Genomic DNA, 26812 nt, shown 5'->3' on the forward strand with positions numbered 1-26812 from the left:
ATGAATAAGGGGAAAAAACGGAGCGGATGGCGCAAATTGGGGAGAGCGCTGTTATTTATTTTTGGTAGCTTTTTATTGCTGCTGATAGCGCTGATCATTTATGTAGTGAGCGTAGGTCATATCCATCCACCGGATATTGCTGACAAGCGTGCACTGAAACTGGAGCGTAAACCACTGGATTCAACGGCGTATACCATTGGCAACAACTGGTTCCGTAAGAGCAACAGTGGTCTGTATGAAATGTATATAGAAGGAAAGCCTTTTGACAGAGGAGTGATCTATGGCAAGCTCTCTGCAGAACTGGTAAAAAGACAGGAAGACAACTTCACGGATCAGATCAAGAAGATGATCCCTTCCCAGTCGTATCTGAAGTTCCTGCGCTACTTCGTAGGATTCTTCAACCGTAACCTGGCTAATAATATTGAAGAAGAGAATAAGGAAGAAATATACGGGATCTCTTTCTCTGCTTCTGACAAATACGATTTCATTGGCACTAACTATGAGCGCTTGCTCAACTACCACGCTGCACACGACATTGGTCACGCATTGCAGAATATGGCACTGGTGGGTTGTACCAGCTTCGCTACCTGGAATGACGCTTCTGCTGATAGTAGCCTGATCATAGGCCGTAACTTCGACTTTTATGTAGGCGATAAGTTTGCAGAAGACAAAGTGATAGCCTTCTATCATCCTGACAAAGGGTTCAACTTTATGATTGTGACCTGGGCTGGTTTCACCGGTTGTGCATCAGGTATGAACCAGGCAGGTTTGACAGTGACCATCAATGCAGATAAGAGTAAGATCCCTACCGGTTCAGCAACGCCTGTATCGCTGGTCGCGAGAGAGATCCTGCAGTATGCAAAGAACATCGACGAAGCATATGCGATCGCAAAGAAGCATACCATGTTCGTATCTGAGTCTTTCCTGATTGGTTCAGCATTTGACAACCGTGCCGCCATCATTGAAAAGACACCGGACAGCATGGAGTTGTATGATCCTAAAAAGAACTTCATCACCTGCACCAATCACTTTCAGGGTGAGAACTTTAAAGCGACGCCTGAAAATATCAGGCAGAGAGATGAAACAGCTTCCGGTTACCGCTTTGAGCGCCTGACCGAACTGCTAAAAGAGAAAGGTCCGAATACAGTTCAAAACACTGTCGATATTCTGCGCGACCGTTTTGGTCTGCATGGTAAAGATATTGGTGTAGGTAATGAGAAAGCAATCAACCAGTTCATTGCACATCACTCCGTAGTATTTGAACCAAAGAAGAAGCTGGTATGGGTATCTACAGCGCCATGGCAGCTGGGAGAGTATGTATGCTACAACCTGGATTCCATTTTTAGCATGCATGGTTTACAAACGGATCATGAGGTGTACGATAGTAGCCGCATGATAGCACCTGATCCATTCATGCAAACAAAAGCCTTTACTAATTTTAAAGTATATCGTTCTTTAAAAGTTGCTGCACAAGCAGGAGTGGACCTGGATCCTGGCATGATACCAGCGCTGGATCCTGAATTTTACCATGCTTATGTAGTGGCTGGTGATTATGCATTCAGGCATGGTGACCTTCAAAGAGCAAAAGTATTTTATGAAAGAGCGCTCACTAAGGTGATCGCGAACAAATCAGAAGAGATCCATATCCGGAAACAAATAGAATTGTGTAATAAAAAATCATGATCTACGGCATAGGAACAGATATCGTTGACGTGGCACGCATAGGCGCCAAAATAGCCAAGGGAATTGGTTTTAAGGAACTTGTGTTCACCCCTCACGAGATCGCCTATTGCGAGCAGCAGGTACATAGCGAAGAGCACTATGCCGCCCGGTTTGCAGCCAAGGAAGCCCTGTTGAAAGCACTGGGTACCGGTTACATGCATGGCGGGGTACATTTCAATGAAATAGAGATTACCAATGATGCTACCGGCAAGCCATTGCTAGAGCTGATAGGTAATGCCCGCTCCTACTACGAACAGCTACAGATCAAACAGATTTTGGTTTCATTGTCACACATTAACACCACTGCGGTGGCGACTGTGATCATTGAAGTCTGAAAACCTGATACCATGTACATACCCAATATTGAATTGCAGCCCGCTACTTCCATCAGGGCATTTCAGGAAAAAGAAGTCCTTCACCTGCTGGGTTACCTGCGGGAGTTTTCACCTTTTTACCGGAGTTGGTTTGCCGAACATGGCATACAGCCTTCCGACGTAAAATCGCTGGATGACCTCTGGCGTATTCCACCTGTCACGAAGGAGCACCTGCAGGAACAGAACTGGGATTTTCTGTGCGTAGATAAAAGCAAGATTGCAGAATATACCACTACCTCCGGTACGCTGGGCAGACCAGTGATCATTGCTTTGACACAGAAAGATCAGGATCGGCTGGCGTATAATGAATACATTTCTTTTTGCTGTGCTGATGGTACGGAGAATGATATCTTTCAGCTGATGCTTACGCTGGACAGACAGTTTATGGCGGGGATGGCATATTATAATGGTATCCGCAAGTTAGGGGCCGGTGTGCTACGTGTGGGGCCGGGTGTACCTTCTCTGCAATGGGAGAATATACAGCGGATACAGCCAACCACAATAGTAGCAGTACCTTCATTTATCGTGAAGCTGATTGCATTTGCAAAAGAACATAATATCGATATTAACTCGTCTTCAGTAAAAAAGGCGGTGTGTATAGGAGAGAATATCCGTAATGCGGATTTCACTTACAATGTATTGGGCAAGAGGATTACAGAGCAATGGGATATCAAGCTTTATTCTACCTATGCCAGTACAGAAATGCAGACGGCATTTACAGAGTGTAATGCAGGTCATGGCGGGCACCACCATCCTGAGTTGCTGTATGTAGAACTGCTGGATGATAATAATCAACCTGTAGGCCCTGGCCAGGATGGCGAAGTGACGATTACGACACTCGGTGTAGAAGGGATGCCATTGCTGCGCTACAAGACAGGAGACATCTGCCGTTACTTTGAAGAACCATGTTCCTGTGGTCGCCAGACGAAGCGTTTATCACCTGTGATAGGCCGTCGTAAACAGATGATCAAGTACAAGGGTACCACGTTGTATCCACCTGCGCTGTTTGACCTGCTGAATGATATGGAAGAAGTGAGAGAGTTTGTAGTAGAAGTATTCTCCAACGAAATAGGCACAGACGAGATCTTACTGCATCTGTGGCCAATACAGGAATCAGAAGATATAGACAGAAAGATCCGTTCTTACCTACAAGCCAAACTGAGGGTAATACCTCAGATCAGGTATGTAGGGCAAACGGAGATCATGAAGATGCTGATGCCTGAAGGGCTACGCAAACCCGTGAAATTTGTGGATAACCGCGGTTAAAAGCTCACAGATACCGCGGCTTTCGGATTATCCAGTTTATTGCTTTTTCTCACGCCATCCCGGATCACATGGATCATGTTGATCTGGTTGGGATGCTCGCTATAAAGGATATCGTCTTTGACTTTCACCTGTTTGAAAGGAGTGATGTTCTGTGCCACCAAAAAGCACCAGGCCGCTTCTTCTTCAATTTTATAGCCGAGATAGGTAAGCTTTACGGCTTTTCCATCCACATTGATATATAAATGTTTATTGATATAGCCGGCGATGAGGCTATCCATTTGTGCCTTATTGGTTGGGTGGATGATGTCCAGCGGGAGTTTTGATTCCTTTTTCAGTACATTTTCCAGGTCGTCGGCAAAGATCCGGCAGCTGACCTGGACCTCGTTTTTAGTCTTTACATGCTCGATCTCAGTGACACTCACATAGAATGGGTGAAATGCGAAAAAAGACCCCAATAACCATTTATATAATATTAAACCCACTTGCCTAAAAAATTTTAAATATTAGCAGTATCCTTGTATAATTACCAAAAATAGGAAATTGTGAGCACCGAATTCGGGATGTATTTTCAAATGGGGTGGCAGCATATCATTGCCTGGGATGGCTACGATCACATCCTGTTTATCATGGCGTTGTCAGCTATTTATATGCTGCAGGACTGGAGAAAAGTGCTTGTTCTTGTCACAGCTTTTACAATTGGTCACGCCATCACACTGGCTTTAAGTGTCGCAAACGTCGTATATATCCAAAGCAGTCTGATAGAACTGCTCATACCAATCACTATCTGGATTACCGCTCTTTTCAATATGTTTAAAAAAGAGCTGTCGCCACAAAGAGTCCAACTGAACTATCTGTTCGCATTGTTTTTCGGCCTTGTTCATGGTATGGCCTTCTCTGCCTACCTGAAGAGTCTGATCGGCACACAGGAAAACATCCTTACACCCTTGCTGGCTTTCAATCTGGGGCTGGAAGTAGGGCAGATGATGGTCGTAGCAGGCGTATTATTACTGGCCGGTATTATTGTAAATGTTACAGGGGTAAAACGCAGGGACTGGAATATTTACCTCTCTGCTGCCATCTTTGGCGTAGCCGTTCTGATAACCATTGAAAGATGTAAAGAATTTATAACAAAATAGACAGGGACAACCAACTGTCACCAGGTTTTTTTATGAGAAAAAAAGCAATCAAATTGGCTCTGGCGGCCTGTTGTATCACTGCCGGCGCCAGCGCACAATCCTTACCACCTACCGGCTCTAACCATGGTAATAAGTTTGAGCAATTAGGAACCATTCTCCAGACGCCTAACGAATACCGTTCTGCATCCGGTGCCCCAGGTCCTAAGTATTGGCAACAAAGAGCCGATTACGACATCTCCGCTACCCTGGACGATGACAAGCAAAAGCTGACAGGGAAGGAGACCGTAACTTATTACAACAACTCTCCCGATCCGCTGACGTACATCTGGTTGCAACTGGATGAAAATGAGCACAATCCGAAAAGCGATAACAATAGCTTTGACGGTAGCGCCATTAAGAGCAGAATGACGATGAGGGATGTAAACCAGATCCTTGGCCCACGCCCTGGTTTCGGTACCAACATCGTAAAGATCACCGACGAAAGCGGGAAAGAGATTCCGTATACCATTAACCAGACCATGCTGCGTATGGACCTGCCACAAACCCTGCAACCCGGCCAGAAGTTCCGGTTCAAGGTGGAATGGTGGTACAACATCTCCGATCGTATGATCGAAGGTGGTCGTGGTGGATACGAGTACTTCCCTGAAGATAAAAACTACCTCTACACGATCACGCAATGGTATCCCCGCCTGGCTGTATATTCTGACTTCCAGGGTTGGCAGAACCATCAGTTCACCGGTCGGGGTGAGTTCGCACTTACTTTTGGCAATTTCCATGTAAGCATGAATGTACCTGCTGACCACATCGTAGGTGCTACTGGCGAATGTCAGAACTACAAAGAAGTGCTGACAGGTGCACAGTACCAGCGCTGGCAACAGGCACAGAGTGCAAAAGAACCGCTGGAAATCGTGACGCCTGATGAAATGAAGAGTAACATGGGCAGCCATGCCATCGCCCGTAAAACATGGGTGTATAACGCAGAAAATGTGCGTGACTTTGCACTGGTATCTTCCCGCCGCCTGGTATGGGATGCCATGGCGACAAATGTAGAAGGCAAGAAAGTAATGGCCATGTCTTACTATGGTCCTGAAGCTTACCCGCTGTGGAAACGCTATTCAACGAAGGTAGTGGCAAATACCCTGAGAGTATATTCTAAACATACGATTCCATACCCTTACCCAGTAGCGATTTCAGTAGAAGCTGCCAATGGTATGGAATACCCAATGATCTGCTTTAACTATGGCCGTACTGAAAAAGACGGTACCTATTCAGAAGCAGTGAAGAATGGTATGATCGGTGTGATCACCCACGAAGTAGGCCACAACTTCTTCCCTATGATCATAAACTCTGACGAAAGACAATGGACATGGATGGATGAAGGTCTAAATACTTTCTGCCAGTTCCTGGCAGAGCAGGAGTGGGATAACAACTTCCCTTCCAACCGTGGACCTGCCTACAAGATTGCAGATTATATGCGCATGCCGAAGGATCAGCTGGAACCGATTATGACCAACTCTGAAAACATTGAGCAGTTTGGTCCGAACGCCTATGCTAAACCAAGTACAGCACTGAACATACTGCGTGAAACCGTGATGGGGCGTGAACTGTTTGACTTTGCTTTCCGTGAATATGCACGTCGCTGGGCATTCAGGCATCCTACACCTGCCGACTTTTTCCGTACGATGGAAGATGCATCTGCAGTAGACCTGGATTGGTTCTGGAGAGGATGGTTCTATGGTATTGATCCGGTGGATATCTCTATCGATAGTGTGAAGATGTTCCGTTTGGATACGAAAGAACCACAGGTAGAAAAAGCAGAAGCGAAAGCAAAATATGATCGCAATGCAGACCATATTTCCCGCGCACGCAACAAAGCAGAGGGCATGAAATTCGTAGCAGAACAGGATACTGCATTACAGGATTTCTATTATAAATGGAATCGTTTTGATGTAAGTGAAGAAGATAAAAAGACATATGGTAATTACTATGCAGGCCTGAGCCCTGAAGAAAAGAGATTGTATGACAGCAAAAAGAACTTCTACCAGGTATCATTCACGAATGTAGGTGGGCTGGTAATGCCACTAATTATAGAGTGGACATATGTAGATGGTACGAAGGAAACAGAGCGTATTTCAGCTTACATCTGGCGTCATGATGAAAACCATGTGACCAAGGTATTTGCAAAAGATAAGGAAGTCGTATCAATTAAACTGGATCCACAAAGAGAGACAGGTGATATAGACGAAGCCAATAACAGCTGGCCAAGGGCACTGACACCAACCAGGTTTGAGTTGTTCCGCAGTGAACAGGCGGTAAGAGGCACCTCCACAGGTGGTAATCCAATGCAACAGGCTCGTAAATAGTAGTTGTAACGTATAATAAAAAAGCGCTTTTGCCACCGGCAAAAGCGCTTTTTTTGTTTATCCCTATTTATAAATACTTAACAATTAGTTAAGGTATACTAAACAAATTGTTAAAACTCCTTTTAGATCTTTGTACCCATCATCACAGGGATTGGAGTAGATAGTTATCAAAAAGAGTCTAAATCAATTAAATCGCTTTATAGTAATTCACATCAACTAAAAAACAGTTATGCCAAAAAGATGTAATGCATTCGCATGGATGTTAATGGTAATGCTATTGTTACCTTTTTCCTCCCTTGCGCAAAAACTAATAAACGGCCATGTACTGGCTAAATCAGACCAGACGCCCATCCCTAGTGCGACGGTCATTGTAAAAGGCACAAAAAATGGAACAGTAACCAATGTAGATGGCAGTTTTGCGATCAGGGCTCAAAAAGGAGATATTTTAGCTATCTCTGGTCTCGGTATCACACCATCTGAATTTATTATAAATGGTGAGGACATCACGATCACGGTTGATGCCAGTACCAAAGACCTCAATGAAGTAGTGGTAACTGCTACCGGGGTAAAGAAAGAGGTAAAACGCCTTGGATACGCTATCCAGGATGTAAAAGCCAATGATCTGACACAGGCACGCGAACCCAGTGTACTCAATTCACTGAAAGGAAATGTGGCGGGTCTCTCTATCAATATCACACCTGAAATTGGTCACTCACCCGGCGTAATTATGCGTGGCGATGGTAGCCCAATGTATGTGGTAGATGGGGTACCATTAAGCTCTGATACTTACAACATTAACCCGGATGATATCGAAAGTTTCACTGTGCTGAAAGGCCCTAGTGCTGCGGCATTATACGGCTTCAGAGGTAAAAATGGTGTGATCATAATCAACACTAAAAAAGGTACTAAAAATAAACGTGGCTATACCATTGATGTAAACAACAGTACACAGTGGAATGGTGGTTTCATTGCGCTCCCTAAATACCAGGATGAATATGGTGCAGGTGAATATGGTAAATATGCATTTGGCGATGGCCAGGGTGGGGGTGTAAACGACTATGACTACGACATATGGGGCCCTAAGCTGGATGGCCGTATGCTGCCACAGTATGATGGTGAATATGATGCAAACACTACTTATACTACCAACTTCGAAGATGGTACATCTTTTCAGGGTCATATCAAACCAACTGCCTGGACGGCGCGTGGTAAGGATAACCTGAAACGCTTTTTGCAAACTGGTATCCTGAACAGCACCAGCGTGGCACTCAGCTCTTCTACCGACAAAGCTGACCTGCGTTTCTCTATGGGTAACAGTTACCAGAAAGGCATCGTACCCAATACACAACTGAACAACTTCAATGCTTCTGCCAGCATTGGGTATAAATTTACAAAGCGTTTCTCCATCCAGACCTATATCAACTACAGCCGCCAGTCTACGCCGAACATTCCGGATGTAAACTATGGTCCTAACAGTATCATCTACAATATGATCCTGTGGGGTGGTGCGGATTGGAGCGTAGACGATATGCGTGATTACTGGCAGCCAGGTAAAGTAGGTGTACAGCAGAAATACGCTGAATACCATGGTTCATGAGTTACGAGTGGCTGAGAGGTCACTACGTAAATAACGTAAATGGTTATGCAGCGTTGAACTATAATGTTAATAACAACATTGATCTGACTTTACGTCCTAGCATAACTACTTACAACTTTACCAATACAGAGAAACTGCCTTATTCTGCTACAGTATACGACAGACCTGAGCATAAAGGTGACTACCGTGTGGATAACCGTTCTCTTTTCGAATCGAACGTAGAGTTTCAGGCTAAGTACCATAGAAACGCTATCCTTGGTTTCCTCGATGTACAGGGCATGTTTGGTGGTAATGCCAGAACTTTCCGTTTCAATTCAGAGTATACTACTACCAACTATTTGAATGTACCTGGTGTATATTCATTTTCTAACTCACTTAACTCTGTACAGGCAGCTTCTTATAATGCTGAAATGTTGGTGCTGAGTGGTTATTATTCACTGGATCTGGGTTACAAATCTTATGTGACTGCCAACATTACCGGCCGTTTCGATAAGTCTTCCACACTACCGGCTGAAAACAATACTTATTTCTATCCTTCGTTCAACCTGGCTACTGTGATCTCTGATTATGTGAAGTTACCAAAAGGTATTTCTTTCCTGAAAGTACGTGGTTCATTTGCCAGCAGTAAGTCGGGTGGTACTGATACCTATTTTGCGCCAAATGTATCTAACCTGGCAGGTGGTGGTTATGGATATACTTACTATTCTCCATACGATGGTCCGGGATACGATTTCTCACAGACTTACACCCTGCAGCCTTACTATAGCAATCAAAACAGCGCTTCCTATACCAATACACTGGTGGGTAACAATATCAGAACTGCTGAAAGAAAAGCTTACGAAGCAGGTCTGGATGTACGTTTCCTCGAAAACAGGCTGAGCCTGGATGTAACCCGTTACCGTTACAGAGACGACCTGATTTATACAGCGGATGTTTCTGAATCAACAGGTTATTCACAGTTAATCAAGAACCAGGGTAAGACACAGAATGACGGTTGGGAAGTAACATTGGGTGGTTCTCCTATCCGCAACAAGACTGGTCTGAACTGGGATGTGAATGTAAACTGGTTCAAATTCGTACGCAAATGGATTGATAACCCAAGTGGTGACAACTGGGTACATAGCGGTACCCGTACTGACCTGGTGTATGACAATGCATTCGTTCGAACTTCTGGTGGCCAGTTAGTCATCGACCAGTCATCTGGTTTGCTGCTGCGTTATACTGACCTGGGTGTAAACGCCAAGAAAGTGTTTGGTCACTCAGATCCTGACTGGCAGTGGGGGATTACCAATACTTTCAGCTACAAGAACTTCTCTTTCCGCTTCAGATTCGATGGTATGGTAGGTGGTGTGGTACACGACTACGTACGTCAGAAATCCCTGCAGGGTGGCCGTCATATCGAAAGTACACAGGGTAAATTTGGTGAAGCACGCCCTGACGACGCACTTGGATCTACTGGTTTCTCTTATGTGGGTGAAGGTGTAAACCTAACGGGTGGAACCATTTCGTTGGATCCGATCACAGGTAAGATCACTAATGAAGATGAATTGACTGTATCTAAAAATGCGACAAAGACATCTGTACAGCAGTATGTAACCAGGATGGCTTCTATTCATGACCTGAACAATATCAAGAAGACCTATGCCAAGCTGAGAGAAGTAACGCTTACTTACCGCCTGCCTGCCGACCTTTTTGGTAAGCGGACTGTGTTCCAGAATGCATCCGTGTCTTTGGTAGGTCGTAACCTGTTGTACTTCTTCCCGAGTCGTTACAAGGATATGGACGTTGACCAGTACACACAGGATAGTGGTTCCGGTCTGCAGACGCCTACGACTCGCAGTTATGGTGTGAACCTGAATATTACCTTTTAATACCCAAACACAATGAGAAGATATCAATATATATTAATCATCGCATTGAGTTGTCTGATGATGGCAGCTTGTAATAAAAAGATTGAAGAACTACAGGCCAATCCGAACGAGCCGGGTAGTGTGACGGCAGAGTTACTGCTGGGCGCTGTATTGACTGATATGTCGGGTACGCAGGATGATGGTGCACTGGAAGACTATGGATCATGGGGCGCCGTACATCGCTGGAACCAGTACTATTGCCGTAACTATGAATATTATGGTGATAACCAGTATGGCTGGTCAAGTGGTAGCTTTGACAGCTACATCGTATTGAAAAACGTAGTACAGATGGAGAAAGAAGCTGCTACCCGTGGTGCAGATTCAATCAATCCTTATGAGTCGATTGGTAAATTTGTACGTGCATACTACTATTACAATATGACCTCCATGATGGGTGATATTCCTTTGGATGGTGCAGTGCAGGGTACGGATAATCTTACCCCGGCTTATGCTTCACAGAAAGATGTATTTACCTTTGTGCTGAATACATTGGATACTGTAAATAACCACCTGACTACACTGATTAATGCTGGTGATAATACTATCGACGGTTCTACACAGGATATCTATTATGCAGGTGATCTGACCAAATGGCGCAAGCTGGCAAATACCTTCAAGCTCCGTGTGCTGATCAGTCTGAGTAATAAGACGTCTGACGATGAACTGAATGTGATATCTCAGTTTGCCACTATTATCAATAATCCTTCAACTTATCCGATCTTCACCAGTGTAGATGATGATTTCAAATTCACTTATGTAGAAACCTATAATGTTTATCCACAGAGTCCAAACAACTTTGGATCTGATGCACAGCGTTACAACATGGCGAATACATATGTGCATAACCTCACTGATCTGAACGATGCACGTGTGTTCATCACCTGTGAGCCGGCATGGAATATCATTGCTACAAAAGGTTACAGCGCGGTAGACTATCGTTCATTTGTAGGTGCGAGCACAGGTGAATCCATTGCGAACATGTATTCTGATGCCATCGCTGGTAACCTTTCCCTGATCAATCGTAAGCATTATTATGATACTTACACTGGTGAGCCGGATGTATTGGTAGGTTACAAAGAAATGTGTTTCAACATTGCAGAGGCGATCAACAGAGGCTGGATCAGTGGTGATGCGGAGACCTGGTATAATACAGGTATTACAGAGTCTATGAAGTTCTATGGTATTACCGCTTCACAGACCAGTTATACAGCTTATTTCCTGAAGTTTGGTAGTTCACTGGGTGATTATACCTCTTATGCCTTTACGTTCAATTTAAGTACATATTTAGCCCAGTCTTCCGTGAAGTATGCAGGTGCTGATGCAGGATTGACACAGATCCTGACACAGAAGTACATTGCCATGTTCCAGAACTCCGGCTGGGAGGCTTATTTTAACTATCGCAGAACAGGAGTACCTGTTTTTGATGAAGGAACTGGTATCGGGAATAATGGGGTGATTCCAAAGAGATGGGGGTATCCAAGTTCGGAACAGAACCTGAATGCAGCGAACTGGAAAGCAGCGTTGAGCAATCAGGGATTTAGCAGTGATGATATCAATGGATCAATGTGGTTACTCAAGTAAATAAATAAAAGCCGGACCTGAACAGGTCCGGCTTGTTATTGCTGCTTTTTATAGCGGTATAGATGGCTATACATAAGTTAGTTCATCACTTATCCCACCACACTTTCGTCATCAACGAATTACTACCCTGCCTTGCAATCGCCTCCTGGTAATTCGTTGCATTGCTCGCCGCCTCTGATGCAGGATACAACATCCTCCTTGGAATCTGTCCACCAGTTGCATTCCCTACATAATTCACCGGCGTTAATTCCGGATATCCACTCCTCCTCCAGTTAGCCCACACTTCATACCAATCCAGCATACTTGCGGCCCAATACTGCGTATTAATTTGGTTGTAGCCATCAGCATCATTATATGGATGTGCTGTCAGGTAAGTTTGAATAGTCGTACTGTTGATGGCCGCTGACGCATCGTACTGCGCCAGCTGACCCATTGCAGCGCTCACCCCATTGGCATAATGTGTCGCGGCATTTGCTCCCACATTCCAGCCTCTTTTAGCAGCTTCTGCCAACAGCAGTTCTACCTGTGCATAAGTAATTAAAAAAGTAGGTCCATCCAGTTTCAGAAATACGTTCTTATTCAGTACTGAATACTTTTTCAGATCACCGGGATAATTCGGCGCTTTCGTAATATCTGTAGCACTTGATGCTCCGTTTGTATCAAACCCATTCGGCATACCCAGCTGATCTGCCGCTGCCGTACTACCTGTAGCAGGCACTGTACCGATGTATGCAAGACGTGGATCATTGTTATTGCGTAGAAAATCAATGAAAGTTGTGCCTAAACTTGCTTCACCTGCATTGCCGATTGCATTCCACTCACCAGAGAGGATGTTACTGTTTCTGTTCACAGTGGTTCTGCCACCTGCTGCATCGTGCAGGATATAGGCATTCTCACTATTGTCAGCTATCACACCACCGGCATAAGCTTTCTCTACTACCTGTTGTGCAGTGGCTACATCTGCCTTTGTAAGGCGCATCCCTATTCTCAGCATGAGTGAATAAGCCAGTTTTTGCCAGTTCTTTACCACTACTGTTGCAGTGGAACTACCTCCTTTATTGTAAATGAGGTCGCCCTGTCCAGGTATGGCTTTCGTGGCATCCAAGGCTTTGGCCGCTTCGTCCAGTTCTGTCACCATATTCGTATAGATGTCCTGCTGCGCATCGTACTTAGGTGCATAGTTCTGGTCACTATAACCTTCACCTGCTTCAGAATAAGGAATATCTCCATACACGTCTGTCAGGCGCTGGAAGATCATTACCCTGGCAATACGCGCCATGTTATACTGGTTGCTATAGTATGTATCATCCTTCGTGAGGCGTATTACATCCGTGATGTATTTCACCTGGTCGGTGTATGCCTTATCAAACAAGGCATTGGACCATGCATCATTCTGCATATACTTATCACCTGCATACCAGGATACGTTTGACAACTGTTGCATCATCATCGCACAATAGATGATGTTCACACGCCAGGTATCATAACTGTAATCACTGTTACCAGTATATTCCAGCAGTGCACGGGTAAAGTTGTACTCAGGTACACCGGTGTTCTCACTGGATTTATTCTTATCTGTATTAATGCTTTCAAAGTTCTTGGTACAAGCTGGCAACAGCATGATAGCAGAAAAAGAAAAAGCAATTATCTTTTTATATAGAGCGTTCATTGCAGCTGGTTTTAGAATTTAACATTCAGGTTAACGCCAAAGGATTTGCTAGTAGGCAGACCGGCATATTCAAGACCCTGCGCATTACTATTGCTATAGTTGGATTCAGGGTCAATATTAGGTGTAGACTTCTTGAAGTAGAACAGGTTGCGTCCTACCAGCGATACACTCACACCATGCAGTTTGTTGTGCAGGGCGCTGGTGCTGAAGTCGTATGTAAGGCTTACAGAACGGAACTTGATGAAGTCTGTCTTATATACATGCAGGGCTGAGATCGTTGCCAGCTGGCTATAATAAGTCTGTGCACTGATGTTGGTGGTTACCGGTGCACCGGAATCATCTACACCTGTTACAGTAACTCCCGTCTCACGACCTGGCAATGTTTCTTTCTGCAGCCCATATCCGTAAGCGTTCGCATTTGTACCTGAGTAAATATGACCACCTGATTTGAAGTCGATGAGGAAGGAGAGATGGAATTGCTTATAAGCCAGATCATTGCTCCATCCACCGCTGAAAGGCGCTACACCTGTACCTGCACTCACCAGTGCATCTGTTCGTTGTGGCAGACCTGAAGCATTCACCACCAGGTTGCCTTTCGCATCTTTCTTATAATCGTACACCATGATCTGCGCATATGGTTTACCTACCACATGTTCTATGAAGGCAGCTTCTGTGCGGGATTCCCCGTTTTCTACCACCATTTCATTCTGACCGGGTGCCAGCTGAATCACCTTGTTTTGGTTATGGGCAAAGTTGAATGTTGTGGTCCATGTCAATGCACCGGATTTTATTGGCGTACCACCAATCATTAACTCAATACCCTGGTTCTGCAGTTCACCCACATTCACGAGTGCGCTGGAATACCCAGACCCTAATGATACGGTCGCAGTCACGATATCGTTCGTTGCTTTCTTGTTATAATAACTGAAGTCACCAAACACACGGTTGTTGAACAACTTGAATTCAGCACCCACTTCCAGTTCTTTTACTTTCAGTGGTTTCAGCGCCTTGTTAGGAATTTTGTTGTCAATGTCACCGATCGGAGCGCCGTTGATGGTGCTACCCAGCGTGCTGTAGTACAATGCCGTTTTATATTCATCCGCATCACCACCTACCTGTGCAAAACCTGCGCGGAGTTTACCGAAGTTGAGCCAGTTTGCTTTTACATTTTCAGAGAAAACATAAGAGATAGTAGCAGATGGATAATTGTAGGAGTTGTTTGCCGCTGGCAGGGTACTGCTCCAGTCATTACGATCTGTCAGGTTCAGGTAGAGGAAATTGCTGTAAGCCAATTCCAGCGCACCATACACAGAGTGTACTTCTTTTTTGTATTCAACGATAGTGCTGTTCTTCGTACCTGCAGTAGATGGATTGTACACGAATGGGAAAGCGAAGTTAGACGCTGTCACATCGTTGACCTTATCATTTTTTTGCAGGAGGTTTGCACCGGCATTCAGGTTCATGCTCAGGTTGCGGGTGATGTTTTTATTCACCCCAATCAGCACGTCTGCATTCATTTCGTTGAACTGTCTGTTACGCTCCAGGTCTAAGCTACCCTTAGGGCGGTAAGCGGTACCAGTCGGCGTAATAGAGGTGGCATTGAAACTGAAGAAGTCATTTGCCACACGACCCTGTATGTACAACCAGGAAGTAGGCGCATAGCGTAAACTGGTCATACCAATCACGCGGTCCTTCTTCGTATTGTTAATAAAGCGGTAGGCGGCAAAGTAAGGATTGGTGCTGAACAGGTCACTGCTAAACACGGTTTCGTTGCCCTGTGCATCATAGCCTGGTGCCAGATAAGACGCTTTCACATTCGCTGGCAGGAAGGCGATGGCATAGTTACCATTGCCAGGTGCATCACTCAGGTTAGAACGATTGTTGGTCAATTCTTTGGCGTATGTGATGTTGGTTTGTCCGCTCCATTTGTCAGACATTTTGTAATTGAGGTCCAGGTTCACGTTGTCGCGGATGTACTGTGTATTCGGATAGATACCGTTGCTACGCAGGTCTCCGAGAGCTACGCGATAGGTGGTTTTATCATTACCACCAGCTACAGAAATGGTGTTGCTGAGCGTATTTCCTGTTTTATAGAAATCTTTTAAGTGGTTACCTTGTTTGGAGTAAGGGTGTGTCAGTCCATCGAAGAGAGTCACTGCAGAGCCATCCAGTTTGGTACCCCAACTGGAAAGACCACTGTTCAGGGCAGACTGTTTATCGGTAGGATGTGCCCCCTGAATACCCTGTCCGTATACATCCTGAAAATCGAGGAAGTCGTTCACTTTATCCACCGTGATATTGCTGTTCAGTTCTACTGCCAGCTGACCGGCTTTACCTGATTTGGTAGTGATGAGGATCACACCGTTTACACCACGCTGGCCATAGAGGGCAGAGGCAGCAGCGCCTTTCAGGATGGTCATATCTTCGATGTCATCAGGGTTGATGCTGGATATACCATCGCCAAGGTCAGCGCCACCCCACATGGTAGCAGAACCGAGGTTCGCATTGTTCATGGGGATACCATCTATTACATAGAGCGGCTGGTTGTTGCCACTCAAAGAGGAGTTACCTCTGATGGTCACGCGTGATGAGCCACCTGGACCTGTGGAAGGAGGGGTGCTGTTCACACCGGCTACGCGTCCTTCCAGTGCATTGGCCACGCTGATTTCGCGGGCTTTGGTCATATCTGCACCTTGTACTTTGGATACGGCATAACCCTGACTACGGGCTTCTCTTCGTATACCAAGTGCAGTTACTACCAGTTCATTAAGACCTTTTACAGTTTCTTCCAGAACAATGCTGACGGTAGTTTCAGCACCTACAGTGATTTCCTTAGAGGTAAAGCCAACGTAAGAAAATACCAGTACATCGCCTGTCCCTGCGGCAATGCGGTAAGTGCCGCTGACATCTGTTTTAGTACCCCTGTTACTATTTTTGAGCGTTACGGTCACACCAGGCAAAGGGTTGCCCTGAACGTCACGCACAATACCCGTAATGTCTCTTTGTTGCCTTGCAGCATAAGTTGAAAGAGAAGGAGCTGCAACGGCGGTCTGTATGCCGGTTGCGAGCATGAGGCCCAGCACAATGCCTGTGGCACTGCATGCTTTTGTCAAGCGTAGTGTACGTTTCATAGATACTGCCTTTAAAAATTGACCTAAATGGATGTTGTTTCCCATAGGAATGCCAGAGGATGTAGTACATCCTGGCAATTCCAACGTAACTGTTAGTGAATTTTGATTGTCGATTTTAGATTCTGGTTGATAAGCAGTATAACATAATCTTTTCAGCTATGGGCCCGTGTAGCAGAAATAAAATAATGTGATACAATGCGCCGTTAACTGCGCATTTCACCTATACCATTGCGATGTTTTACTAACATGTTCAATACGTGCTGCCCTGATTCCCCCTTAGTGTCTACAGGAATTTTTTCAGGTGCATAATGAGGTGTCGTGTGGAAATTAAAATAGTACCATCGTGTGAGAAAAAAATATTTTGATCTGGCTGCGGCCTTTTTTTCTGAAAGTGGTTTTCATTCCCCGTTGGTGAATTCCCTCTTTCATGAAGGTTTTTATAAAAGTAAATTTATGGCAGATCCCACCATAATCTTGTTCCTCCATTATCTGCTCCCTTCAATGTTGCTACCGCTCTGTTCACCCCCGCCTGATTCGTGGTATATTCAAATTGTATAAAAGGTATCCTTCTTATAAACGTTTCCGTCGGTATCTTTCCACTACTATTATTTACCACAATGGGAAATAACTTCGGATACCCCGTACGCCGAAACTCGGACCACGCCTCCTGTCCATCAGGAAACATAGCAATCCATTTCTGTGTAATGATCCTTTCCAGTTTACAGGACGTCGTTGCATTGGGGGCCCACTGAATAGTAATTTTACTTAAAGGAGAGTCAACATTATTCAATGCATTTTGAGGGTCAACATAAGCCTTAGGTACGTAAGTACTATTGTGGATATATTCATTATAAGCTGCTGTAATTCCATATTGCTGGAAAGACATATACACACCCTGTTCATAATTGTCCTGTACATCGCCAGCACCTTTCCATCCATACAAGGCGGCTTCTGCTTTTAAAAAATAAGCTTCTGCTGCTGTTAATAACTGAATATGCGATGGCAGCAATGCCAGCTTTGAAAAGCCTATATACACGTCTTTACCGGGAATAGCAATCCCATTCCTGATGCCATGATAAACAGAATCCTTTGCTTCTGTAGAATTGAAATAATATGGCAACCGGGGATCATGATACCCTGTCAATATAGATTCCATTGGCGCACCCATCCTGATATCATTCCAGGAATTACAAATCACATTCACCGGGTGCGTAGCCGGACTGATATCAATATTGAAATTATCTGCCACTGTACTGATCAATCCATAAGGGTGAGAGAGGGCTGCTTCACCTTCTTCCTGTGCCTTGACAGGATCTACTTTGGAAATACGGATCGCCAGCCGCAAGCGCAATGTATTTGCGAGTTTCACCCACTTCTTATAATCCCCTTTATATGACAGATCGAAGTCGGCAAACCGCCTTGTACCTGTACTATCTGCAAAATTGGAGAGCGTTGTAATGGCAGAATCCAAATCGTGAAAGAAGGCTGTATAAGCATCCTGCTGAGAATCGTAATCAATACTATGATCGTCATTGATCATAGCATAATGTGTATAGATCACCGGTCCATAGATATCACTGATGCGGTGCATGGCAATCACTTTCAATAGCTGTGCCCATGCATAAAAGTCTATATACTTCCCCCGTGCATTGTCCATCACAAATTTGCAGTTAGGCATTACGCTGCCATAAGCAGTGAGCCATGCATCGTCATTCCAGCTATCCAGCAGGTCATATGTCATATTGTTCCTGTTGTCCTGAAAGGGATTAGGTGTCATCATGTATCCTGAGAATACATCACCCATCAGGTTCTGCTGTAATTGCGCCACACTTACATCACTGCTGGATAATATATTCAGCATGGATTGGGTAAGCGGATCGCCCAGTAGTTTAAAATCTCCTTTCAGCTCATCGTCATACAGGTCATAAGGATTCGTATTGATCTCTTCAAAATTTCGTGTGCAGGCAGTATGCAGCAGAACCACCATACACACCAGAATCATGTTACGCATAGAATCGTTTTAAAATGCGGCCTTCACATGTATGCCAATACTTCTTGTAGCCGATACCCCAAATACATCTATGCCCTGCAAACCATTTCCACTGCTCATTGCCACTTCCGGATCAAAGGGGGCTTTCAGTTTAAAGAAGCACAGGTTTTTTCCCAACAATCCTATTTGCAGGCGGTTGATGTACTTATTTTTGACAGGTACTTCATAAGTCAATGACAGTTCTCTTAATCTTATATTGGTAGCATCATACATATACATTTCTCCGATGCCGGCTCTGCCTCCGATGGTGGAGAAGAACTTACGGGCATCGTATGGTACGGTGAGAGGCACTCCATTTTCGTACACCGCATTCAGCGCCACACCACCGTTGTCTCTGGCTTTGGCACTACGTTCACTTACTCCGTAATTGTCCAGCACAGAGCTGGTCACACTCATCACTTCGCCTCCAAAGCGGCCGTCTATGAGACAGCTGAGTGTAAAGTGTCTGTATTCGAGGGTATTGCTCCAACCGGTGATCAGGCGTGGATTGGGGTTGCCTACTTTTTTGAATACATTTCTCGTCACGAGGTTGCCCTGATCATCTATCACATACTGACCTTTCTCGTTTTTATACAGTTCTTTGTTGGTATAAATATCACCCCAGCTGCCACCTTCTTTGATAAAGGAGCCATACATGTTGGTATTGAAGTCAGTGAGGATATAGTAGTTGTCAGGGCCAGCACCGGGAATGGTATTGCTGCTTAGCTGCTTTACCCTGTTACAGTTTACTGTACAGTTGATGGTCGTAGACCAGCGGATATTACTATGTTGTACAGGCACTATGGTAAGCGTGGCCTCCACACCTTTGTTCTGGATGTTTCCAAGGTTCAGATAGTAGTAGAGATAACCGGAACCGGAAGGTGCACGCACTTCCATGTATTGTTGATAGTTATTGTTCTTATACCAGGTAAAGTCAAGGCTGATCCTGTCTTTCAGTAATCTGATCTCCGTACCGGCTTCCAGCGAACGGTTATCTTCCGGTTTCAGGTAAATACCGGGATAAGGTGTACGTGTATTGAAATTCACTCTTGATACACCAGCAGTGGTTTGTAAGATAAACCTTGCAGGCCGGGAGGAATAAGGAGCAATGTCATTCCCTGCCTTTGCATACGAAAGCCGTACCTTCGCGAAGCTGATGATAGCAGGTAGTTTTACCAGTTCACTGATAATGGTACTGATACCTGAGGAATAATAAAAGTAACCTTTGTCTTTGATAGGAGTAAAAGCAAATGTGCTGCTCCAGTCATTACGCCCTGTAAGGTCTAAAAAGATGCTGTTTTTAAAGTGCACCTGTGCACTCCCAAACAGCGCCTGTAGTTGTTTTCGTTCTACACTTTGCTGTGCATCCAGTGCATTGGATGCAATGTTTTTTACAGAGAATTTATTGGCTACGATCAATCCTTCCGCCGCTGTGGCATTCGTGCTGATCAGGCTTCTGTCGTGTGCCCTGATATCGGTGATGCTGGCACCCAGCATGCCTTGTAGTTTCCAGGAAGGGGATACCTGTCTGGCAGCGGTCAGCATCATATCTGCATAGAACTGTTTGTTACTTTCTTTTTCAAGGGTATACCTGCCATTGGGTGGAGAGAGCACCTGTTGGGTACCTGCATAGGCTTTCATTTCGTATTGGTCGTCGCTCTTATCAAAGTTAGTTCTGCCCTGTAATGAGAGCCAGTCATTGAAACGGTACCTGGCGGAGAGAGAAGCCAGTCCTCTGTGGCGGTTATCTTCCCGCTCATCTCTTTTCTGGATCCAATAGGGGTTCTGCTGATCATCCTGTCCGGTCCATCCCAGGCTGTTGTTGATATTCCACCAGTTCTGCATATACATGTTCCTGCTATTGTCAAAGTACTGGTACTCTTTGTAACTATTGAAATCCAGTCCTCGTGGAAATGTGTATAAACCAGTAAGCGGGTTAAAATATAAACCACTTGAGGGCCTGTTTACAGCGTATTGTACCAGGTAAGAGATATTTGCATCAATATGCAGTTTATTCTTGAGCAGGTCGCTGGTGACGCGCATATTGAAGCTATGTTTTTGTAGTCTGTTGATGGGCATGATGCCCCTGTTCATGGTATTAGAATACGATATGTAATACTGTGTTTTTTCAATCCCGCCACTGATAGATAATCCATTCATAGAAGTCCGTCCAGTGTTGAAGAATGGTTTCACATGGTCTTTGGCATGAATAGGTGCACCCCAGCTATCGGCAGAACCGGCTTGCTTTTCATCAGTATAAGGAGGTGTAGTTTGTGCATAGCGATATTGCAGGGCGGGCAGGAGTAAAGGTATTTCGGCCGTAAGGTCAGAAGATACTTCAATATGCCCTTTGCCTGAATGACCTTTTTTAGTCGTAATCATGATCACGCCATTCGCTGCCTGGCTACCATACAAGGCTGCCGCGGAGGCGCTTTTTAATACACTGATGCTTTCAATATCATCGGGGTTCAGGTTCGAGATCCCATCACCGCCATCACGGCCACCATTGCCAGTGATACCCGATGATTCACCCCAGATGTCAGTAGGTTGAGAAGGGGTGAAGTTAGCCATTGGTACGCCATCGATGATATACAAAGGTTGATTCTCGCGGGTAGATTTATTCCCTCTCAATACTACTCTTGCAGAGCCGCCAATACCAGAAGCACTTCTGTTGACCATCACACCGGCTATTCTGCCTGAGAGGTTATTGATCACATTGGCATCTTTTACGGTAGAGATATCATCGCTGTTGAGTAAGCCGGTAGAGTAGGGGAGTTCTTTATTGTTTTTAGGAATACCCAGTGCGGTCACGATGAGTTCATTCAGGCCTTTGATATTTTCAGTAAGTGTGATATCGAGTGTGGTAGTCGCTACGGGCACCATTATTTCTCTGTTGATATAACCTACAGAGCGGAAGATGAGCACGTCGCTCAAACCGGTATTAATTGCGTAATACCCTGCATCATCCGTCTTCACACCTCTTGTGGTGTTTTTAATTATGACGGTCACACCGGGTAGTGGTGAACCATGCAAAGACAGCACTCTGCCACTGATTTCCTTTTGCAATGCAAGGGGGTTATGCAGCTGTATATTTTCTGGTACAGCGCTTACAATCACATTCTCACCTCTGAGTGTAAATTGAAAACCAGTCAATGCAGACAGCTGGTCCAGTGCCTGTGTAAGGGTAAGATTGTTACAATTGAAAGAAACGGGTTTATCCACATCAACGGTGGCTTTATCATAGTGGAAACTAATGTGTTGCCTGGTGGCAATGGCATCCATAATTTCCGTGACGGGTTTGTTGTGAAGTGAAATGCTGATCTGGGCAATAGCTTTCCTGCCTGGTAATAGTGATATTAACAGGAATATTACGACAATACATACTTTCATTAAGTATGATCTTCCCTTCATTTCAGCCCCGGTGATTTTAACATAGTAAAGCAGCAATAAACATTTATGGGGCTACCCAAATACTACATGCAGGAATGCTCTGGGGAGCGAATTATAAAATAGCTGGGGGTCCTCCGTTTTACGGGAGGAACCTTTGTGATAGTACCAAAACGTGTTAGATGTTAAAGGGCCGTTACATGTGTATACGGCCACCTGATTGTAGTGCCGGGGCTAACCCCATAAATTATTTCTTATTTTTTAAAATTACAGTGTCGCGCGCTATCGACCAGGACAGTGATTCAGTCAGACAGATTGTTTCCAGCACATTTTGCAGGGTTTCCTGCCGGAAGCTACCGGTATAGGTCCATGCTTTTTTGTCGCTTTGGTTGATGACGGTTACGGCAAAGGTGTTTTCAATGGCATTGCGCACTTGTTCATACGAGGCATCTTTGAAGACCAGGGTACCTTGTTGCCATCCGGTGGCTTCCGGGGTGCTAAAGGTCGTTCTGGTCACTTTCAGGCTTTGCAGGTCATAACTCAACTGTTCACTGGATTCAAGTACTACAGGCTTAGTGCCGGTGGCGGATACCTTTACTTTGCCACTTAGCAGGGCCACGGTGATTTTCTGTTCGTTGCGGTAAGCGCGTATATTGAAAGAGGTGCCCAGCGCTGTTGTACTGAGACCTCCGCTGTGTACGGTGAAATGGTGTGCGGGGTCGGGGGCTACGTCAAAGAAGGCTTCTCCGTCTTCGAGGTAGAGGTCGCGACTTTCGCTGAAGTGTATGGGATATCTGAGGCGGCTGCCGGCATTGAGCACGACGGTGCTGCCATCTTCCAGTTTCAGGTGTTCGGTTTTACCTTTTACGGTAGTGACGATATAGCATCCGTTGATAATTTCTTTATGGTTGTCAACTTTGGCCATAGCGGCATTGTCCGCAGGTATTGCGGAGCGGGTATAGTGCTGGAAAAACCAGCTGGCGGCAGCTACCAGCATAGTGATAGCGGCTGCGGCATAATACCACGGGCGCAATGAGCGCCGGCGGGGCACGTTGATATTTTTGTGCAGTGCAGCTTGTACATCTGCGAGGTCCTGCTGGATGACAGTTTCTGGAATGTGCGAAACAGGCTGTTGTATCCCTTCAAACCACTCTTCTATCAACTGTTTTTCCCCGGCTGTGGACTGTCCTTCGTTATAACGTTCCAGTATGTGCTTTATCTGATCAAGGTTCACAGCGTTGTAATTTAAAATAATGTCCTAATGTATCAATGTTTGTCCCTAACGTTAGTGATGCTCTTAATGGTGTCGTTTCAAGTTGCAACAAGTACCATCAATTGTAAAAAAAAGCGGCGGTCAGCAGCAGCAAAACGATGTCTGTCTGGGCATGGTTGGTACGCAGGATTTTTAATGCCTTGGTAATCTGGTTTTTAACCGTTTGCTGAGACAGTCCAAGGCGTATGGCTATCTGTTCCACCGTTTGGTGTTCTACCCTGCTCAGGATGAAGATCTCCTTCATTCGTTCAGGGAGTTGGTTGATGGTTTCAAACACATCTTCTGTACGTGTTTTGCTATCCAGTAGTTCTGTGATACTACCGGGTTGCACATCAAAGTGTTCGATGAGTTGTTGCAGGTATTTGCGGTAAGTATTGTTCTTGCGGTAAATGTCTATGATCTTATGTCGGGCCGACTGGTAGAGGTACGATTTCAACGATTCGTTGACGCTCAGCGTGTGTCTTCTTTCCCAGAGGGAGGTAAAGAGTTCCTGTAATACATCCTTGCCTGCTTCGGCAGGTTCAATCTTGCTCAGGATATAGAGGTATAAGGGCTGGCTATAACGTGCGTAGATAGCGTTGAAGGCCATTATGTTATCTTCCTGAAGCAATGAAAGTAATTGGGTGTCTGAGTAATTACTATACATGGATTACAGTCGTGACATAGATTTGGTTAAGGTTCTCAACAAGCGTATATATGAAGGGAAATTACCACATTTATTGATAATACCAAAAAGCAAAAGAAAGCATTTTCCATTCAATGTCAATTCCCCAAAAACAAACGCTTCTGCCATAGACAGAAGCGTTTGTTTTTGGAAGCGGGGCCTGTGGCAGGCTTAAATGCCTGAAGCAGTAAGCGCTTATTTAAGCCTCCTTCAATCGCAATTCATTCTTATACTCTTTAGGTGTTTTACCTACTATTTCCTTAAAAAACCTGTTAAAATTCGACAAATTCTTAAAGCCACACGAATAAGCAATCTCCGCTATTGACCAATCCTCTTCTGTCAATCTCTTACACGCATGCCCAATTCTCACCTCATTCAAAAACTGCACAAACGACTTCTTTGTTCTGTTCTTAAAGAACCGGCAAAAAGACTGCGGAGACAAATTCGTAATACTTGCCACATCCTGCAAAGAGATCTCCTTGCTGAAGTTACTCATTACATATTTGAATACTTCATCAATTTTATGATTATCCTTCGCATTGAAAGCATGTGAATAACCTGTACTTGCCAGGTATTGTACATCCTTTGTCTCTGTCAATACTTTCAGGATACTCAGCAATGAAATGATCCTTTCCAGTCCTTCTTTCTTTGGTAGCTGCAGGATCTGATCTTTCAACAGATCATAGGTAGGGCCTATAATCTTCATTCCACGTTGTGCACGATGAAATAAGTCAGTCAATGCCTTTGTCTCAGGCAATCCATAGAACTTATCCCCGAAAATGTCTTTCGGAAAATAAATTACCACAGATCTTGCTTTCAGCGCTTCGTTGTTCTTGTAGTAGCTTTCATCATTGTACCATACATGTGGAATGTGTGGTCCCAGAAACACCATATCTCCTACATCAAAACTCTCAATGCTGTCGCCTACAATTCTTTTACCGTTGCTCTCCGTAACGTATACCAGCTCACATTCCGGGTGAAAATGGAATGGAGTATTGAAATAAGGATCACTTCTCTCAATGATGGTGATCTGATTGTCGGCAAACGCCCCCACTTTAATCAGAATGGGTTTCATGTAGTATAAGTTTAAGCTGTTTTTATTCTAGCTCCGTTGTGATGATGATTCGTCTTCTAGCCCCAGACGGGACATTATCTTCCCGAAACAATTCAATTTATATAGTAATATTCCATGACTGTGTCCCAAATGGATATGCAGTCTTCTATACATTCCCCCTGACAAAACTTTTCCTGTGAAAGTGCCAAATTATCAAATTTTGGTTAAAAAAACATCATTTTTTAGTAAATATCATTTATTTCCTGTTGAAACGCCCATCCGGGCGGGTTAACGGGGGATGATACGTATCATTCGTTCCCGGACAGTCTCTGCTGGAATTAATTTGGTCGTTTGCTACTAAGATTATAATTTTCTAAAGAATCAAACCAAATCTGAATCACGTGAAAGGAATATCGATTAAAGATATCGCCCAGCAGGCCGGCGTTTCTCCAACCACCGTTTCTTTCGTTCTCAATGGTAAAGGAAAAGAAAAAAGAATAAGCGAACAGGTAAGCAAACGTATTTTGAAGATTGCCGGCAAGCTAAAGTATAAACCTAACCAACTGGCACGTGGTTTACGCACTGGTAAAACCAAAACAATCGGGTTAATCGTAGAAGACATTGCCAATAATTTCTTTGCCAACGTAGCGAAAGTAGTAGAAGACGAAGCCGACAAGTACGGCTACAAAGTACTCTTCGGCAGCACCGAAGACAATGAAGAAAAGGCCCGTGGCCTGTTGGAGGTGCTCCGATACCGCCAGGTAGACGGGTATATCATTACGCCCACCCTCAACCTGGACAAGGACATTGCCTCCCTGGCAAAGCCCGTCGTACTCATGGACCGTTATTTTCCGAACGTCAAAGACTTGTCTTATGTGGTAGTAGACAACTTCCAGGGGGCTGTCACTGCGGTCGATCATCTGGTGGCAAAGGGCTATAAGCATATTGGAATCATTACCACTACCTCGCACCAGATACAGATGCAACAGCGTTTGGAAGGCTTTACAGCTGCCCTGAAGAAACATGGCCTGCCATCGGGTAAGAATGTGATCAAACGGCTGCCTTTTGACCTGGATAGGCCCGGGTATACTCAGGAGATCACCAAATACCTGCAGAACAACCGGGAACTGGATGCCGTGTTCTTTGCCACCAACTACCTCGGTATTTGTGGTATAGAAAGCATTCGCTCCCTCGGATTGCAGATAGGTAGTGAGCTGGGTATGGTGAGTTTCGATGACCACGACATATTCCGTCTGCTAAGTCCGGCAGTAACCTGCGTAGCCCAGCCGGTAGAAGAGATAGGGAGAATGCTGATCAGGATCCTGATGGCGGAACTGGATGAAACAGCAGAAGGGCCGCAACAGGTAGTACTGCCACTGGAACTGAGAGAACGTGAATCGTCCATGCCGGATAAGCAGTTAACGAAGGCATGATGTAATCGTTTACCTAATTTTTTTACATTTTATAATCGCTTTTGCCGCAAGCAGAAGCGATTTTTTTAGCCCTAAATATTACCGCCCATACAAATATAATTTGCTCATAATGAAAACTTTCTATAAGTTGCAAAAAATGACCTATGCCGGGAAACTGTGAAAATGCCTAGAACCCATAATCTGCTTTTTTATAACAGGAAATCATTATACCATGAAAAGAGCG

17 protein-coding genes are annotated in these 26812 nt (G+C 44.7%); 9 read left to right on the top strand and 8 right to left on the bottom strand.

Going from position 1 to position 26812, the window contains the following annotated elements; genetic code table 11:
* From BW716_RS04710 to BW716_RS04720, 3 genes are read left to right on the top strand one after another with little or no spacing between them, the layout of a single operon-like run.
* The gene (locus BW716_RS04710; protein ID WP_083721367.1) at positions 1-1683 is read left to right on the top strand and encodes a C45 family peptidase; all 1683 of its coding nucleotides are present in this window, start codon (positions 1-3) and stop codon (positions 1681-1683) included.
* Positions 1680-2057, top strand: a complete 378-nt coding sequence (acpS, locus tag BW716_RS04715) for a holo-ACP synthase (protein ID WP_083721368.1) — start codon at positions 1680-1682, stop codon at positions 2055-2057. Before BW716_RS04710 ends, acpS begins: the two co-directional genes overlap by 4 nt.
* A 12-nt stretch (positions 2058-2069) precedes the next feature.
* The gene (locus BW716_RS04720; protein ID WP_083721369.1) at positions 2070-3362 is read left to right on the top strand and encodes a phenylacetate--CoA ligase family protein; all 1293 of its coding nucleotides are present in this window, start codon (positions 2070-2072) and stop codon (positions 3360-3362) included.
* Here BW716_RS04720 and BW716_RS04725 read toward each other — a convergent pair.
* Positions 3359-3844: a DUF6702 family protein gene (locus tag BW716_RS04725; protein ID WP_083721370.1), complete on the bottom strand. Its 486-nt coding sequence runs from the start codon at positions 3842-3844 to the stop codon at positions 3359-3361. The two genes, BW716_RS04720 and BW716_RS04725, sit on opposite strands and share 4 nt — an antisense overlap.
* 60 nt (positions 3845-3904) lie before the next feature.
* Here BW716_RS04725 and BW716_RS04730 point away from each other — a divergent pair, with 60 nt between their 5' ends.
* The 5 genes from BW716_RS04730 (at position 3905) to BW716_RS04750 (ending at position 11949) form a co-directional block, all read left to right on the top strand.
* Positions 3905-4498 carry a HupE/UreJ family protein gene (locus BW716_RS04730; protein ID WP_235643476.1) on the top strand — a complete coding sequence of 198 codons (594 nt, stop codon included), beginning with the start codon at positions 3905-3907 and terminating at the stop codon, positions 4496-4498.
* 32 nt (positions 4499-4530) lie between these two features.
* On the top strand, positions 4531-6861 hold the full coding sequence (locus BW716_RS04735; protein ID WP_083721372.1) for a M1 family metallopeptidase: 2331 nt from the start codon (positions 4531-4533) through the stop codon (positions 6859-6861).
* A 229-nt stretch (positions 6862-7090) separates the two neighbouring features.
* Positions 7091-8458 carry a carboxypeptidase-like regulatory domain-containing protein gene (locus BW716_RS04740; protein ID WP_083721373.1) on the top strand — a complete coding sequence of 456 codons (1368 nt, stop codon included), beginning with the start codon at positions 7091-7093 and terminating at the stop codon, positions 8456-8458.
* Positions 8455-10329: a TonB-dependent receptor gene (locus BW716_RS04745; protein WP_083721374.1), complete on the top strand. Its 1875-nt coding sequence runs from the start codon at positions 8455-8457 to the stop codon at positions 10327-10329. Before BW716_RS04740 ends, BW716_RS04745 begins: the two co-directional genes overlap by 4 nt.
* A 12-nt stretch (positions 10330-10341) precedes the next feature.
* Positions 10342-11949 (top strand): SusD/RagB family nutrient-binding outer membrane lipoprotein, encoded by a 1608-nt coding sequence (locus tag BW716_RS04750; RefSeq protein ID WP_083721375.1) that lies wholly within the window; start codon positions 10342-10344, stop codon positions 11947-11949.
* Positions 11950-12034: 85 nt separating this feature from the next.
* On the opposite strand, the gene BW716_RS04755 is transcribed toward BW716_RS04750, so the two are convergent.
* The 7 genes from BW716_RS04755 to BW716_RS04790 form a co-directional block, all read right to left on the bottom strand.
* On the bottom strand, positions 12035-13618 hold the full coding sequence (locus tag BW716_RS04755) for a SusD/RagB family nutrient-binding outer membrane lipoprotein (protein WP_083721376.1): 1584 nt from the start codon (positions 13616-13618) through the stop codon (positions 12035-12037).
* Between the two features lie 11 nt (positions 13619-13629).
* The gene (locus BW716_RS04760; RefSeq protein WP_179090992.1) at positions 13630-16749 is read right to left on the bottom strand and encodes a SusC/RagA family TonB-linked outer membrane protein; all 3120 of its coding nucleotides are present in this window, start codon (positions 16747-16749) and stop codon (positions 13630-13632) included.
* A gap of 451 nt (positions 16750-17200) precedes the next feature.
* Positions 17201-18760 (bottom strand): RagB/SusD family nutrient uptake outer membrane protein, encoded by a 1560-nt coding sequence (locus BW716_RS04765; RefSeq protein WP_083721378.1) that lies wholly within the window; start codon positions 18758-18760, stop codon positions 17201-17203.
* Between the two features lie 9 nt (positions 18761-18769).
* Positions 18770-22189: a SusC/RagA family TonB-linked outer membrane protein gene (locus BW716_RS04770; protein ID WP_083721379.1), complete on the bottom strand. Its 3420-nt coding sequence runs from the start codon at positions 22187-22189 to the stop codon at positions 18770-18772.
* 223 nt (positions 22190-22412) lie between these two features.
* On the bottom strand, positions 22413-23399 hold the full coding sequence (locus BW716_RS04775; protein WP_083721380.1) for a FecR family protein: 987 nt from the start codon (positions 23397-23399) through the stop codon (positions 22413-22415).
* Positions 23400-23496: 97 nt separating this feature from the next.
* The gene (locus BW716_RS04780) at positions 23497-24084 is read right to left on the bottom strand and encodes an RNA polymerase sigma factor (protein ID WP_083721381.1); all 588 of its coding nucleotides are present in this window, start codon (positions 24082-24084) and stop codon (positions 23497-23499) included.
* 217 nt (positions 24085-24301) lie between these two features.
* Complete coding sequence (locus BW716_RS04790) at positions 24302-25177, bottom strand: AraC family transcriptional regulator (protein ID WP_083721383.1); 876 nt, start codon at positions 25175-25177, stop codon at positions 24302-24304.
* A 380-nt stretch (positions 25178-25557) separates the two neighbouring features.
* On the opposite strand from BW716_RS04790, the gene BW716_RS04795 reads away from it, so the two are divergent.
* Positions 25558-26589 (top strand): LacI family DNA-binding transcriptional regulator, encoded by a 1032-nt coding sequence (locus tag BW716_RS04795; RefSeq protein WP_083721384.1) that lies wholly within the window; start codon positions 25558-25560, stop codon positions 26587-26589.
* Positions 26590-26812 lie beyond the last annotated feature (223 nt).

Origin of the sequence: [Flexibacter] sp. ATCC 35208, assembly GCF_001975825.1 — a bacterium.
Lineage (GTDB): Bacteria > Bacteroidota > Bacteroidia > Chitinophagales > Chitinophagaceae > Chitinophaga.

What these genes read in the sequence shown, in the direction of transcription:
- BW716_RS04740 (WP_083721373.1), top strand. Translation starts at nt 7,091, where the DNA reads ATGCCAAAAAGATGTAATGCATTCGCATGGATGTTAATGGTAATGCTA.
- acpS (WP_083721368.1), top strand. Translation starts at nt 1,680, where the DNA reads ATGATCTACGGCATAGGAACAGATATCGTTGACGTGGCACGCATAGGC.
- BW716_RS04765 (WP_083721378.1), bottom strand. Translation starts at nt 18,760, where the DNA reads ATGCGTAACATGATTCTGGTGTGTATGGTGGTTCTGCTGCATACTGCC.
- BW716_RS04735 (WP_083721372.1), top strand. Translation starts at nt 4,531, where the DNA reads ATGAGAAAAAAAGCAATCAAATTGGCTCTGGCGGCCTGTTGTATCACT.
- BW716_RS04720 (WP_083721369.1), top strand. Translation starts at nt 2,070, where the DNA reads ATGTACATACCCAATATTGAATTGCAGCCCGCTACTTCCATCAGGGCA.
- BW716_RS04760 (WP_179090992.1), bottom strand. Translation starts at nt 16,749, where the DNA reads ATGAAACGTACACTACGCTTGACAAAAGCATGCAGTGCCACAGGCATT.
- BW716_RS04755 (WP_083721376.1), bottom strand. Translation starts at nt 13,618, where the DNA reads ATGAACGCTCTATATAAAAAGATAATTGCTTTTTCTTTTTCTGCTATC.
- BW716_RS04745 (WP_083721374.1), top strand. Translation starts at nt 8,455, where the DNA reads ATGAGTTACGAGTGGCTGAGAGGTCACTACGTAAATAACGTAAATGGT.
- BW716_RS04790 (WP_083721383.1), bottom strand. Translation starts at nt 25,177, where the DNA reads ATGAAACCCATTCTGATTAAAGTGGGGGCGTTTGCCGACAATCAGATC.
- BW716_RS04710 (WP_083721367.1), top strand. Translation starts at nt 1, where the DNA reads ATGAATAAGGGGAAAAAACGGAGCGGATGGCGCAAATTGGGGAGAGCG.
- BW716_RS04780 (WP_083721381.1), bottom strand. Translation starts at nt 24,084, where the DNA reads ATGTATAGTAATTACTCAGACACCCAATTACTTTCATTGCTTCAGGAA.
- BW716_RS04770 (WP_083721379.1), bottom strand. Translation starts at nt 22,189, where the DNA reads ATGAAGGGAAGATCATACTTAATGAAAGTATGTATTGTCGTAATATTC.
- BW716_RS04750 (WP_083721375.1), top strand. Translation starts at nt 10,342, where the DNA reads ATGAGAAGATATCAATATATATTAATCATCGCATTGAGTTGTCTGATG.